This window comes from Marseilla massiliensis (genome assembly GCF_016899955.1).
In the GTDB taxonomy this organism is placed as follows: domain Bacteria; phylum Bacteroidota; class Bacteroidia; order Bacteroidales; family Bacteroidaceae; genus Prevotella; species Prevotella intestinigallinarum.
Map to the genome: position 1 here is coordinate 108,113 of NZ_JACJJL010000004.1, position 14,426 is coordinate 122,538.

The 14,426-nt window shown below is 58.0% G+C and carries 9 protein-coding genes; 4 read left to right on the forward strand and 5 right to left on the reverse strand.

The annotated features are described in order from the left end of the window. Position 1 precedes the first annotated feature (1 nt). From porW to tsaE, 3 genes are read left to right on the forward strand one after another with little or no spacing between them, the layout of a single operon-like run. Positions 2-2,938: a type IX secretion system periplasmic lipoprotein PorW/SprE gene (gene porW / locus H6B30_RS03585; protein WP_439116955.1), complete on the forward strand. Its 2,937-nt coding sequence runs from the start codon at positions 2-4 to the stop codon at positions 2,936-2,938. Then, a complete protein-coding gene (gene porX, locus H6B30_RS03590) occupies positions 2,935-4,503 on the forward strand; it encodes a T9SS response regulator signal transducer PorX (protein WP_205108003.1) in 1,569 nt (522 codons plus the stop codon). The genes porW and porX overlap by 4 nt, the downstream gene beginning before the upstream one ends. A gap of 1 nt (position 4,504) precedes the next feature. Further along, positions 4,505-4,918, forward strand: a complete 414-nt coding sequence (gene tsaE, locus H6B30_RS03595; protein WP_205108005.1) for a tRNA (adenosine(37)-N6)-threonylcarbamoyltransferase complex ATPase subunit type 1 TsaE — start codon at positions 4,505-4,507, stop codon at positions 4,916-4,918. A gap of 149 nt (positions 4,919-5,067) precedes the next feature. Here the strand turns inward: tsaE and H6B30_RS03600 are convergent, their stop codons facing one another. The 5 genes from H6B30_RS03600 to dnaE all read right to left on the reverse strand — a co-directional run bounded on the left by H6B30_RS03600 (position 5,068) and on the right by dnaE (position 13,354). Then, positions 5,068-6,411 carry an McrC family protein gene (locus tag H6B30_RS03600; RefSeq protein ID WP_205108007.1) on the reverse strand — a complete coding sequence of 448 codons (1,344 nt, stop codon included), beginning with the start codon at positions 6,409-6,411 and terminating at the stop codon, positions 5,068-5,070. Positions 6,412-6,418: 7 nt separating this feature from the next. Further along, positions 6,419-8,197 (reverse strand): McrB family protein, encoded by a 1,779-nt coding sequence (locus H6B30_RS03605; protein WP_205108009.1) that lies wholly within the window; start codon positions 8,195-8,197, stop codon positions 6,419-6,421. Positions 8,198-8,893: 696 nt separating this feature from the next. Beyond that, positions 8,894-9,226: a hypothetical protein gene (locus H6B30_RS03610; protein ID WP_205108011.1), complete on the reverse strand. Its 333-nt coding sequence runs from the start codon at positions 9,224-9,226 to the stop codon at positions 8,894-8,896. A 6-nt stretch (positions 9,227-9,232) separates the two neighbouring features. Beyond that, a complete protein-coding gene (gene trxA / locus H6B30_RS03615) occupies positions 9,233-9,547 on the reverse strand; it encodes a thioredoxin (protein WP_205108013.1) in 315 nt (104 codons plus the stop codon). A 99-nt stretch (positions 9,548-9,646) separates the two neighbouring features. Then, positions 9,647-13,354, reverse strand: a complete 3,708-nt coding sequence (dnaE, locus tag H6B30_RS03620; RefSeq protein ID WP_205108015.1) for a DNA polymerase III subunit alpha — start codon at positions 13,352-13,354, stop codon at positions 9,647-9,649. Positions 13,355-13,558: 204 nt separating this feature from the next. Between dnaE and H6B30_RS03625 the strand changes: the two genes are divergently transcribed. Continuing rightward, a complete protein-coding gene (locus tag H6B30_RS03625; RefSeq protein WP_205108017.1) occupies positions 13,559-14,275 on the forward strand; it encodes a phosphatidylserine decarboxylase family protein in 717 nt (238 codons plus the stop codon). The last annotated feature ends 151 nt before the right edge of the window (positions 14,276-14,426 follow it).

Genomic DNA, 14,426 nt, shown 5'->3' on the forward strand with positions numbered 1-14,426 from the left:
AGTGAGAACATCTGCCAACCGACATATCGCCATAGTGCTTTCCGCCATCGCTATAATGATGGCGGCAGGGTGTTCCACGAAGAAAAACACAGCCAACACGCGATGGTGGCACTCGTTCACCGCCCGCTACAACACCTACTACAACGGCAGCCAGGCCTATATCGAGGGCTCGCTCGAGAAAGAAAACGGCAACAAAGACAATTTCACGGAAATCATTCCGCTATATACCGTGGGCAACAAAGCCAGCCGAGAGCTGGGCAAAGGCAACTTCGACAGAGCCATAGAAAAGTCGGAGAAAGCCATAAAACAGCACAGCATAAAGCGCAGGCCCACATGGAACAAAAGCCGGCGCAAGACCGCCAAGGACATAGAATGGCTCAACCGAAAGGAATACAACCCCTTCCTGTGGAAGGCATGGCTGCTAATGGGCAAGTCGCAATTCCAGAAAGGGGAGTTCGACGAAGCCGCCGCAACGTTCTCATACATGTCGCGCCTGTACGCCACACAGCCGCAGATAAACGGCATAGCAAGGGCGTGGCTCGCCAAATGCTACACCGAGCTCGATTGGCTTTACGACGCCGAAGACGTGATAACGAAGATGAAGCGCGACACCATGCACTACAAGGCCGTGAAAGAGTGGGACTACACCTATGCCGACTACTACATACGGAGCAAGCAATACGACGAGGCCGTGAAATACCTTGCCAAGGTCATCAAGCACGAACGGCGCAAGAAGCAGAAAGCCCGCGAGTGGTTTCTGATGGGACAGCTGCAGACCCGGCTCGGCAACAGGCAGGCGGCATACAAGGCTTACGGCAAGGTGGTGAGACAGAACCCGCCTTACGAAGTGGAGTTCAACGCCCGCATAGCCCAGACCGAGGTCATGGCAGGGGGCCGTTCGAAGCAAATGATAAAGCGGCTGCGCCGAATGGCCAAGTCGGACAAGAACAAAGACTACCTCGACCAGGTGTACTACGCCATCGGCAACATCTACCTGGCCGGGCAAGACACGCTGAACGCCATCTCGGCGTATGAGCGAGGCAACAAGGAATCGACCCGCAGCGGCATCGAAAAGGGCGTGCTGCTGCTGAAACTCGGCGACCTCTACTGGGCCAGGGAGAAGTACAACGACGCCCAGAGGTGCTACGGCGAGGCCATCGGGCTGCTCGACAAGGACAGGCCCGACTACGCGCTGCTGTCTAAACGGTCGGAGGTGCTCGACGAACTGGTGCCGTTCACCGACGCCGTCTACCTGCAAGACTCGCTCCAAGTGCTCGCAAAACTGCCCGAGGCCGAGCGCAACAAGGCCATAGACAGGGTGATAGAAGAGCTCAAGAAGAAGGAAGAGGAGGAGAAGCGGGCCGCACAGGAGGCCGCCGCCGAGCAGCAACTGCAACAACAGGGCGCCGTGGGCAACCAACTGGCCGGCAACAGGCTGACGACGACACAGCAACAGAAGGGAGGCACCTGGTACTTCTACAACCCCATGACCGTCAACCAAGGCAAGGCCGCATTCCAGAAACAGTGGGGCAAGCGTGAGAATGTAGACAACTGGCAACGTATAAACCAGACGGTGGTGAACCTTGCGGCCGGCGAGCAACCAGCCGACTCGCTGGCGGCAAACGCCGAAGGCGGAATGGCCGCCACCGACGGGGCACCAACCGACAGCACCGCCGCCGATGGCACTCCGGCCGACTCTGCCGCCAACGACCCGCACACACGGGAATACTACCTGGCGCAAATACCGTTTACAGAAGAGCAGAAAGCCGAGAGCGACAACATAATAAAGGACGGCCTTTTCAACTCGGGCGTCATCTTCAAAGACAAGCTCGACAACCTGAAGCTGAGCGAGAAAGCGCTCACCAGGCTCACTTCGCAATACCAAGACTACGAGAAAAACGACGAGGCTTGGTACCACCTGTTCCTGCTTTACTCTCGCCTTGGCAACAAGTCCATGGCCGACAACTGCCTCGAAAGGCTGAAGGCCGACTTTCCGAACAGCAATTGGACAACGCTGCTGAGCGACCCATACTTTGCCGAAAACGCCAAGTTCGGCGTACACATAGAAGACTCTATATACGCAGCCACGTATGAAGCCTTCAAGGCCGACCGCTTCGGCGAGGTCAAGGCCAACGCGAAGATCTCGGCAGAGCGGTTCCCCCTGGGTGCCAACCGACCCAAGTTCATATTCATCGAAGGCCTGGGCATGCTCAACGAGGGCGATACCGATGCGTGCGTGGCCAACATGAAGAAGGTGGTGGAGGAATACCCGAAGAGCGAAGTGGCCGAGATGGCCGGCATGATAATAAAGGGCGTTCAGGCCGGAAGGGCGCTCCACGGCGGCAAGTTTGACATAGGCGATATATGGTCGCGCCGAGGCGTGACCTTGGCAGAGACCGACTCGACGGCCAACGACACGCTAAGCATGGAGCGATTCACGGGCTTTGTGTTCCTGCTGGCATACCAGCCCGACTCTGTCGACGCCAACCAGCTGCTCTACGACATGGCCAAATACAACTTCTCAAACTTCCTCGTGCGCAACTTCGACATTGCCGTCGACCAGGACAACGGCATCTGCAGGCTGATGATAAGCGGTTTCCTGAGCTACGACGAGGCCCTGCAGTATGCCCGCCACCTGTATGCCGACCCGGCCATGGCCGCCAAGGTGAAAGGCTGCAGGAGAATCATCATCAGCCAGGAAAACCTCAAGCTGCTCGGCACTAAGTACAGCTACAACGAGTATGAGAAGTTCTTTGAAGACGCGCTCGCGCCCATCAGCATAAGCAAGGAGCAACTTCTAAACATGCCCGAGAGCGTTGAGCAAGAGAAAGAGCCCGAAAGCGACAGCGCCGAAGGGCAGCAACAAGAAGACATCATTAACAACAACGAACCGCAATACGACGGCGGCTTCGACTTTGGAGACGACTTTTACCAATGAGCAACGGACTGTTACTTTGGGCCGACGACGAGATAGAGCTGCTCAAGGCCCACATACTTTTCCTCGAGAAGAAAGGATACGAGGTGGTGACGGTGACCAACGGCACCGACGCCATCGACCAATGCCGCACGCAAAACTTCGACCTCGTGCTGCTCGACGAGATGATGCCCGGCCTCAGCGGGCTCGAAACGCTGCAGAAAATAAAGGAAATCATGCCCGCCGTGCCGGTGGTCATGGTCACCAAGAGCGAAGAGGAGAACATCATGGACCAGGCCATCGGCTCGAAGATAGCCGACTACCTGATAAAGCCGGTCAACCCCAACCAGATTCTGCTGACACTGAAGAAGAACATACACCGCAAGGAAATAGTGGCCGAAGTGACGCAAAGCGGCTACCAGCAAGACTTCAGCCAGATATCGATGCAGATTGGCATGTGCCGGAGCCACACCGACTGGACGGAGCTGTACAAGCGGCTCGTGAGGTGGGAACTGGAGCTTAGCGGCACCGACAGCAACATGACCGAGATGTTGCAGATGCAGAAAGAAGAGGCCAACAACGCCTTCGCCAAGTTCATCAAGGGCAACTATGCCGGATGGATAGCATCGCTCACGCCCGGGGCCACGGCCGAAGGGCGCCCCACGCTGAGCCCCGAGGTGTTCAAGCGCAAGGTGTTTCCACTGCTCAACAAGGGCGAGAAGGTGTTCATGGTGGTCATCGACAACTTCCGCTACGACCAGTGGCGCATCATAGCCAGGGAGCTGGGCGACCTCTTCGACATCGACGAAGACCTCTACTTCAGCATACTGCCCACGGCCACACAGTACGCACGCAACGCCATCTTCAGCGGACTCATGCCCAACAAGATTGCGAAAATGTTTCCCGAACTGTGGGTCGACGAAGACGAGGAGGAAGGCAAGAACCTCAACGAGGGCCCGCTCATAAAGACGCAACTGGAGCGGTACCGCCGCCACGACACATTCTCGTATACGAAAATCAACGACTCGGCCGGTGCCGAGAAGTTCATGCAGAAGTTCAACCAGCTGGGGCACAACGCGCTGAACGTGGTTGTGTTCAACTTCATCGACATGCTGAGCCACGCCCGCACCGAGTCGAAGATGGTGCGCGAACTGGCCAGCAACGAGTCGGCCTACCGCAGCATAACGCTCAGCTGGTTCCGCCACTCGGTCATATCCGAGCTGTTCAAGCAACTAGCACAAACCAATTGCCGGGTCGTGGTCACCACCGACCACGGCTCGATACGCGTCAGCAAGCCGGTGAAGATTGTGGGCGACCGCAACACCAACACCAACCTGAGATACAAGCTCGGCAAAAACCTGGGCTACTCAGACAAAGACCTGTTCACCATTAAGGAGCCCGCCAAGGTGCAACTGCCCGCGCCCAACCTGAGCACGAGCTACGTCTTTGCCACCGGCAACTCCTTTTTTGCATACCCGAACAACTACAACTATTACGTCTCTTACTACAAAGACACCTTCCAGCACGGTGGTATTTCGATGGAAGAGATGATCATACCGATAATAACAATGACTGGAAAAAAAAGATAAGATGGAAATAAGAATAGACAGACTTGAGGACATACGCAATGCCGCAAGGCAGTTTGTTGACAACATGGGCAACGGCAACGTGTTTGCCTTCTACGGAAAGATGGGGGCGGGAAAGACCACTTTCATCAAGGCCGTGTGCGAGGAACTGGGAGTGGACGACGTGATTACCTCGCCCACATTTGCCATAGTAAACGAATACAGGGCCGAACCTTCGGGCGAGCTAATATACCATTTCGACTTCTACCGGATAAAGAAGATTGAAGAGGTTTACGACATGGGCTACGAAGACTATTTCTACAGCGGGGCACTGTGCTTCATCGAGTGGCCCGAGCTGATAGAGGAGCTGCTGCCGGGCGACGCCACCTGCGTGAGGATTGAAGAGAAGGAAGACGGCAGCCGCACGGTAACGTTCTGACCGAAGGCGGGGCGCAGCCGCGCCAACTCCAGGCAAAGGCAACCCTACGGAGTGCATCCAGAATGCACCGTGGGGTTGCCTTTCTGTTTCACCAATGCGAAAAAAGCACACGGAAGGCCTTCGGCGGCCATGGCGGCACAAGCCCAATGCTACCACATGGCGGCGCCACCGCGCGCAAATCCGGCTATCCGGCCAAGCAGGTCGGCCTCGTTGCGACTCATAGCGCTGCAGAAACCGGCAAAACTGCCGGCATCTTGCGCTATGGCCATGCCCAGTTTGCATAGCCTGCCGGCGGTGTCCTTTATGGCGCAAACGTCTTCCGACATCGTGCCGGGGTGAGGATAGAGCAGCATGCCGCGGGTCGAGCCGAAACGGTACATATACGTTATGGTCTTGTAATATATGGCTGTTGCCTGCGTCGAATCCTCGCCGTAAGCCCTCTTGCCGGCCAGCGGAACATACTTGGCGTCGGCCACCACGCACGGTTGGGTGCGGCTCATGAAGTCGGGATATATGGGTTGGAACCCGTCGAACAGGTACTGCCTGTGGCGCCCGGTGCGGTTTTCGGGGTGGATGAAGCCTCCGGCCAGCACCGTGGCCAGATATTCCTCCCACAGCCACGCGCCGTCGAACAGCAACCCGCCCACCCTGTCGTCACTGCTGCCATAGGCCATGCGGTCGCCGGCCAGTATGCGCAGGCACAGGCGCTGCAGCGTGCGGTAACCGGTGAAAAAGGGGTGTGACAGCGGCTTGAGGTTGGCCTCCACCACCCGCCGCAGCCCACGCGGGCTGTATGTGGGCCGGGTGATGTGGAACACCGTGTCTATAATGCTCCTCGTCTGGCTGTCGGCCGCAAGCAAGGCCCGCGCCAACGGCTTGGCCTTCAGGTGCTCGATGGTGTGCCTTACAAGCTGCATGAGGCTGTTGTCGGCGCTGTATTCGCGCATGGTGTAGGCCACGCTGCCCCTGAACGGCATGTTGGTGCGCAGGTGGCGCGCCATGTCTATGCGCCCCTTGACACCCGCGTCGTTGCACTGCCGGCCCACGTACGCCCTGTAGACGCCCTGGGCCCAGGCCCGCCTGAGGCAGCAGGGAAACAGGCAGTCAAGATAGTCAATCATGCCTAAGCCGCCTGCCGACTGGTCGAAATCGAGCATGTTGGCGTCAAACACCCTGCCCAGCATGTAATGAAGGAAATAGTCGGAGGCATCGTCGCGGGCAAAGCGCGACCTTATGTTCAGCCTCGTGGCATTGCGCCCCACGAAGCCCATCACATTGGCCGTGGCAAGGCGGCCGCCGCCAATGGTGAACACGGGCATGCCGCCAATGCCGTCGCGACTGTCGGAAAGGTCGTCGGGAAAGACGAGCAGGCCCGGGTTGCGCTCGCAAAGCTCGGCCAACGGCACGTTGCCAATGGCCTCGAGGTCGGCCAGGCACCCGGCCGGCACCTCCATACTGCCGCCGTTGTTGTCGGTGGTATACAGCCTCTCCATTGCCCTCTCAGCCCTTTCCGCCATCCATGAACGCCGTGCGCAAGGCCTCGAGCTTGGCGTCGGCCGCAGGCAGTCCGCGCAGATACTCCCTGAGCAGCGGCTCTATCCTGAAGCGCCACACGCCCTTGATGTCGGTGTCGGGGCGCCCGTCGGTGCCCAGAAAGTAGGCTCCGCCCACATGGTAGGCACTGCCTAGGCCTTCGGTTTCGGAGATGGCATCGTTAAGCCGCCCCATCCTTTCGGCCACGTCGGCCGGCAAACTCATGTTGACGGCGCTTTCCCCGGCCGTCACTTCCACCCACGCAAAGCGTCGGCGCATGGCAAAGTCGAAGCTCTCGACGCTTCGGTCTATGTCGTTCATGGTGCCAATGATGTAAACGTTGGCCGGAACATAGAACAGTTCGCTGCCCTCGTGCATGTTGGCATACTGCGTGGCCACGGCGCCGCGCGGGCCCCGGTAGCCCGGGTCGATGGAAAAGAAGAGCTCTCCGAACACCTTCGACACCTCGCCGCGGTTTATCTCGTCTATCACAAACACATATTTCCTGTCGGCCATGTCGGCCTTGTATTCCGGCACACCATAGTTGTCTTTCAGGTGCTGCAGTATGTTGCTCACGTATGCCATGTTGTAAATGCCGTCCTTGCGGCCTCCGTAGAGCCGCTTTATCGAGTCGATGTTGGCCGGGAAGTCGCGCCCCTCGGCAGCCTCGCTCTTGTCGGAGCGCACCCTGAACGTGACCCCGCCGCGGTAAGCCACCGAGAATTCGTAGCCACTCTTGTTCTTCACCTTGACGGGCGTTTCGCTGCAGTCGTCCTTGAATCGCTCTATGGCCTCATCAAGGCGGGCCATGCTCCCCTTCTCCATGGCCTTGCGGCAAAACTGCTTGAACACTCCGTCGCGCAACTCGAAACCCACGTTTCCGTTGTCGTCAGACTGCACGGGGCGCAGCCCTTCCACAAAGTCGGTGTAGTCGTATGAGGGATGGAACTGCACAAAGCCAAACTGCCCGCTGGCCGCGAGCTGCTCGTCGGTGTCCACTCCCACCAGCTTCATTGCCATGCGGCGCGCAAGATATGTCTTGCCCGTGCCCGGGGGGCCGGTGAGCACCATGTTTTTCACCCTCTCGAGCATCTGTGCCTTCTCTTCGATATAATTGTCCATAAGGTATTGTTTGTTGTCTTTGTCCCGCAGATATTCAAGCAATTGCCACGGGTAAGTCACTATGTCCATTGGGTCGGCGGGCTGCAGTGCATCGCAAAACAGGCGCGTGATGTTGTAGCTGTTGGCAAACCAGTCGCCCTTCCTGTACTCGGGCAGCCTGTCGCTGACGTAGCGGCCCAACAGCATGTACAGCTCCTCGAGCTGATGCTCGGCCACGATAGAGCACAAGAGCCTTGGCTGCAGGCCGGCCACAAGGCGGTTGGTGGCCGCCCGCAGGTCTTGCGCTGTATGCGCGCGCACCACTTTCTTCAACTGCCTGTATGCCTCCCACTGCGGCTCGTCCTGGTGTTCGGCTATAGCCTTGAGCAGCGGCGCCACCTCGTGCCATGCGCTTTTGAGCCGTGCCCGGTCGTCGCGGGTGAAGTATTTCTGGGCGACGTTGGCCACACACTGGCCTTGGGAGCGCTCAAAATACTCGTAGAACACGCCCTTGTCCCAATCTTCCCACCGCTTGCCGGCCTGTGCCTCGGCAACAAACCGCGGCACGAAGCTCACGTAAGAGTCGTGCCATTGGCGGTATACCTCAATACGGCCGCACAACTGCCTCAACGATTCCTTCTCCATACACCACATTCAATGATAATTCAAAAAGCCGCGCCCTCGGCATTGTCAGAGCCACCGGACCTGGCCTCCGGGGCTGTCCGAATCGGGCGAGCCGGCCGCTGCAAAGCAACCGGCAAGCGCCGTTGCCGCCCGCAATACGCCTATCTGTCTGATGCCACTGTTTGCCTTGGCCATATACTGCCAAGTTGTCTGCCCCCAACATCCGGGCTGCAAGCCCCGGCAGGCCGCGACCTGAGCCGCTGGCACCGATTGCCTTTGAAAATGGAAATGCACTTCAAACGAGTGCAATGTGAGCTTGCTCACTGATTGCCGAGTGCAGCTTGTATTATGCAAAGATATACATAATAATCTCTCCGGCCAAGCGTTTTGACATAAAAGCCTATGCCCGCCCCTGCCGAACGGGCCGTTTGGCAGGGCAATACGGGCCGTTCGGCGGTGCAATACGGCATGTTTCAGGATGCAAAACGGCACCTATGGGCAACACACTGGCAACCAACCGTTTAGCAACACCCATTTTCTTCCGTTACGATACGGCCAAAGGCATTGCCGGCGGACTTGCTTGCACATTGCCCAAACAGCCACCGGCACAAAACGGCAGCGGTGGCACACGACCATCGCAGGTCGTGAGCCACCGCCCCGTTTGCCATTCGCCGAAGCCTGCAGGCAGCGTTACCAGCCGGCCACCGGCGGCGTAGGTCAATCCAGGTTTTGCTCCTGGAAGTCCATGTCGGCCTGCACCACGAAGAACACCTCGGCCGGATCGAAGTCGCCTCGGCCCTCTTCCGATGCCTTGGCGCACACATAGTCGGCCACCTTCTGCAGGTCGATGTCCACGTAACCCTCCTCGTCGGCGTCGGCCTCAAGCACTCCGCTCTCAAAGTAATAGTCAACGATGGTGTCCATCATGTAGCGCAGGTCGGCCTCGCTGTACTTCTCTTTCAGGTCGGCGGGCAGCACGTCGAGAATGTATTCCACCTCGCGCGCGTTCTCTTCATCGTCGAGCCGCAGCTCTTCCTCAAAGTCGGCCATGGCCGTTTAGAGCAAAGATTGGAACTTCTCGTCGAGCTTCTGCTTCGACACAGCGCCCACGATCTTGTCTACTACCTGCCCGCCCTTGAAGAACAACAGTGTCGGTATGTTGCGTATGCCGAACTCGGCGGCAATGTCTTCGCACTCTTCAACGTCGCACTTGCCCACGTTGAGCTTGCCGTCATACTCCTTGGCCAGCTCTTCAACGATAGGTGCTATCATGCGGCATGGGCCGCACCATGTTGCCCAGAAGTCAACGACCAAAGGCAGTTCGCCATTCTTCAGCGACTCGAAATTCTCGTTTGTGATTTTTACTTCCATTGTCTCTTTCGTTTATATTGTTAATGTCTTGAATTGATTCACATGCTATCCCGACAGCAAAAGACATGCCACAAATGGCGCCCTTGGCCTTCCGCCCTGTCAGTTTATCTTGTAATCAAGCGCCGGGGTTTGCTCTATGTAAGCTATGAGGTTGCGTTTCACGTCGACGGTGCGGTTCTGGCTGCGCAACAGCACGTGGTTTTTCCCCCTCGAGTCGTGCAGCCTGAAGAAGAGCTTTGTCTGCCCCGGGTTGTCGCAAATTATCTCGTTGAGCTCCTCGACCACCTTCTCGTCGAGCAAGTCGGCGCTGAGCGAGATGGTAATCCTGTCGATGGCCTTGTCCTTAATGGTCTGCAGGTATTCGATGTTCTGTATGCGCAGGTCGAAAAACTTGCTGTCGCGGTATCGCTGCTGGCACTTTGCCGTTATGTATACGGCGCACCCTTCCTTGAACATGCCGCTCCACCGGCCCCACTCTTCGCCGAACATGGCGAGCTCGCCGCTTCCGGCAAAGTCTTCGATGGTGACGAAGCCGCAGGGTTTTCCCGTCTTTGTGAACTTCGACTTTATGGCCGTAACGATGCCCCCAATGACCACCGACTCACGCCCGGACAGCGCCGACACGTCGGCAAGCTCGGAGCAATGGGTGTTGCAAAGGTTGTCGAGCACAATCTTGTATTCATCGAGCGGATGGGCCGAGAGGTAAATGCCGACGAGGTCGCGCTCGCGGTTCAGCCTCTCGATGTCGCTCCATCGCTCGCCCTTTATTATGGGCGGGGTGGCTATGGCCACCTCGTTGTCGCCGCCGAAGAGCGAGTTGCGCATCTGCATCTGCTCCGCCTGGTATGTCTGTCCGTAGCGCACGAGCGTGTCGATGAACGCCTCGCCCTTGGCGTTGGTGGCAAAGAAGTCTTCGCGCTTCATTGCCCCGAAGCCGTCGAACGCCCCGCTGAGCACGAGCGACTCAACCCCCTTGCGGTTGACGGCGCCAAGGTTGACACGCTGCATGAAGTCGAACACGTCTTTGTAAGGCCCGTTCTTCTCACGCTCGTCGATGATGGCGTCGGCCGCCGCGCCGCCCACGCCCTTGATGGCGCTTATGCCGAAGCGTATCTCGCCCTTCTTGTTGGCGCTGAATTTCTGGCGGCTCTCGTTGACGTCGGGGCCCAGCGTGGGTATGCCCATGGCCCGGCACTCGTCCATGAGCTTTGTTATTTCGGTTATGTTGTCGAGGTTTCGGCTCATCACGGCAGCCATGTACTCCGCCGGGTGGTGGGCCTTGAGGTAGGCAGTCTGGTAAGACACCCATGAGTAACAGGTGGCGTGGCTCTTGTTGAAGGCGTACGAGGCAAACTTCTCCCAGTCAGACCATATCTTCTCGAGCACCTTGGGGTCGTGGCCGTTGGCCTTTCCGCCTTCGATGAACTTTGGCTTCATCGCGTCGACTATGGCCTTCTTCTTCTTGCCCATGGCCTTGCGCAGCGCGTCGCTCTCGCCTCTGGTGAAGTTGGCGAGCTGCCGCGAGAGCAGCATGACCTGCTCCTGGTAGACTGTTATGCCGTATGTGTCCTTGAGATATTTCTCCATGCAGGGTATGTCATACCTTATTTCCTCCTTCCCGTTCTTGCGCGCTATGAACGAAGGGATATAGTCCATTGGGCCCGGACGGTAGAGGGCGTTCATGGCTATGAGGTCTTCAAACACGCTGGGATGGAGCTCCCTGAGGTATTTCTGCATGCCGGGCGACTCAAACTGGAACGTTCCTATCGTGCGGCCCTCGCAATACAGCTGGTAGGTTAGCGGGTCGTCGATGGGTATGGTGTCGAGGTCTATCACCTTGCCCGTGGTCAGCCTCACGTTCTCGACGGCCTCCTTGAGTATCGAAAGCGTCTTCAGGCCGAGGAAGTCCATCTTTATCAGCCCCGTCGACTCGATGACATGGCCGTCATACTGCGTGCACCTCAGCTTGTGGCCCGGGTCAGACTTGTCTTCGGCAATGGACACGGGAACCCAGTCACTGATAGGATCGCGGCAGATGATGAAGCCACATGCGTGGATGCCGGTGCCGCGAACAGTGCCCTCGAGCATCTTTGCGTACTCCATGGTGTTGTGCAACTTGGGGTCGGGACTGGCCTCGGCCTCGCGCAACTCGGGTATGCACTTGATGGCGTTGGTAAGGTTCATCTTCAGCCCGTCGGGCAGTTTGTCTGGTATTTGCTTGCAAAGGTAGTTGGCTTGCTCAAGCGGCAGCTTCTCGACACGGGCCACATCCTTTATCGAGTTCTTCGTGGCCATGGTGCCGTAGGTTATGATGTGGGCGCAGTTGTCGTGCCCGTACTTGTCTTCAACCCACTCGAGCACCTTGCCGCGGCCGTCGTCGTCGAAGTCGGTATCGATATCGGGGAGCGATATTCGGTCGGGGTTGAGGAAGCGCTCGAACAGCAAGTCATACTTGATGGGGTCTATCTTGGTTATCCCGAGGCAGTAGGCCACCACCGAACCGGCCGCCGAGCCACGCCCGGGGCCAACCATCACGCCCAGCTCATCGCGCGCGGAGTTGATGAAATCCTGCACGATGAGGAAGTAACCGGGGAAACCCATGGTTTTCATGATGTGCAACTCGAAGCGCACCCGCTCTTCGACCTCGTCGGTGAGCGGGTCGCCATACAGTTTCCTGGCGCCCTCGTAGGCGAGCTTGGCCAGGTAGTCTGCCTCGAACTTTATGCGGTACAGCTTGTCGTAGCCGCCCAGTTTCTCTATCTTCTTCTCGCCCTCTTCGCGCGGAAGCGGGTTCTGTCCGTTCTCGTCGCTGGTAAACTCGGCAAACAGCTGCTCCTCGGTGAACTTGGCCCGCCACTGCTCCTCGGTACCAAACGACTCGGGAATGGGGAAGAAGGGCATGATTGGCGAGTGCTCGATGCTGTACAGCTCAACCTTGTCGAGCACCTCGAGAGTGTTGGCCATGGCCTCGGGCAGGTCGCCGAACACCTCGTTCATCTCGGCCCTCGTCTTAAACCACTCCTGCTTTGAGTACAGCATTCGGGTGGGGTCGTCAAGGTCTTTGCCCGTTGAAAGGCACAGCAGGTGGTCGTGGGCCTCGGCGTTCTCCTGGTCGACAAAGTGAGCGTCGTTGGTGCAAACTATCTTTACGCCATACTCGCGGGCCAGCTGCATGAGCACACTGTTGGCCCGCTGCTGCAACGGATAGGTCTCGCGGTTGGCCCGTATCGACGGGTCTTTCACCTCGTGGCGCTGCAACTCGAGGTAGTAATCGTCGCCGAAGACCCGCTTATACCACTGCACGGCCTCCCGCGCGCCCTCTATGTCGCCCTTGAGCACCTTCGACGGCACCTCGCCGGCTATGCAGGCCGAGCAAACTATGAGCCCTTCGTGATGGCGCTCCAAGTCGGCACGGTCGGTGCGCGGGCGCATATAGAAGCCGTCGGTCCACGAGTTTGACACGAGCTTTATCAGGTTTTTGTAGCCAAGATAGTTCTTGGCAAGCACTATAAGGTGGTAACCGCTCCGGTCTTCCTTCCCGGCGCGGTCTTCCTTGTTATGGTGAGCCACGTACATCTCGCACCCGAGGATGGGCTTGAACGGCTCCAGGCCCTCCTTCTTGCGCTTGGAGTTGACTCCCGCGCAATAGTCCCAGAACTCCTTTATGCCGAACATGTCGCCGTGGTCGGTTATTGCCATGCCGCGCATTCCGTCGGCCACGGCCTTGTCGACCAGCTTCTGGATGCTCGACTGGCCGTCTAATATCGAGTAATATGTATGTACGTGAAGATGAACGAAATCCTGCATTATGAATGTATTTGGCTGCGTTTTTGTGGCTCAAAGTTACGCCTAATCTCCGAGACGGCCAAAAGAATAAGGCAAAAATTTGCGTGATAAACGAAAAAGCCTTACCTTTGCATCGGCTAAAGCCGCTCCGCCGCAGGCGGCCCGGAGCGCACGGGAACGGCGCCTTGGCCCGCAAAGTAATCAAAACAATCTGAAATGCACCCCATGGGAAGAAGAATAAGAAAACTGAAGAAGATCAGAATCCACCGCGAGGGCACCGACACGCTCGTCTACAGCATGGCGGCCATCGTGGCCGTGGCAGCCGTCCTTTGGCATTTCTGCGACTCCAAGATACCTTTCTGGTCGTTCGTCATCGTCTTTGGCGCGGCGTGGGCCATCGTGCTCAACTTCTACCGCTGCCCCATCCGCTACTTCAACGACGACACGGAGCGCACTGTTGTCGCCCCGGCCGACGGCAAGGTAGTGGTCATCGAGGAAGTGGAGGAGCACGAGTATTTCCACGACCGCAGGCTCATGGTGTCTATATTCATGAGCCTGTTCAACGTACACGCCAACTGGTTTCCCGTGGACGGCAAGGTGAAGTTTGTGCGCCACCAAGACGGCAACTACCACAAGGCATGGCTGCCCAAGGCCAGCGAGGAGAACGAACGCGCCGACGTGATGATAACCACGCCCGAGGGCGAAGACATCCTCTGCCGCCAGATAGCCGGGGCCATGGCCCGGCGCATCGTGACATACGCCAAGGAAGGCGAGGAATGCTATATCGACGAGCACCTGGGCTTCATAAAGCTCGGGTCGAGGGTAGACGTTTTCCTGCCCATCGGCACCGAGGTGTGCGTGAAGATGGGGCAGGCCACCACCGGCGACCTGACGGTGATAGCGCGCCTCAAAGACAAGAAAAACACTGACAAACAGGCATAAGCCACCATTGGCAGCAACATACGGGCTTGCGGAACGGGCCGTTCCGCAAGCCCGTATGGCGTATATTGCACCATGAAAGCGGCCGTTTCGCAACGCGGGAAAGGCCATCCTGCAAAACCCTGTGGCCCAGGCAGATGCGCGGAGGCGCCGC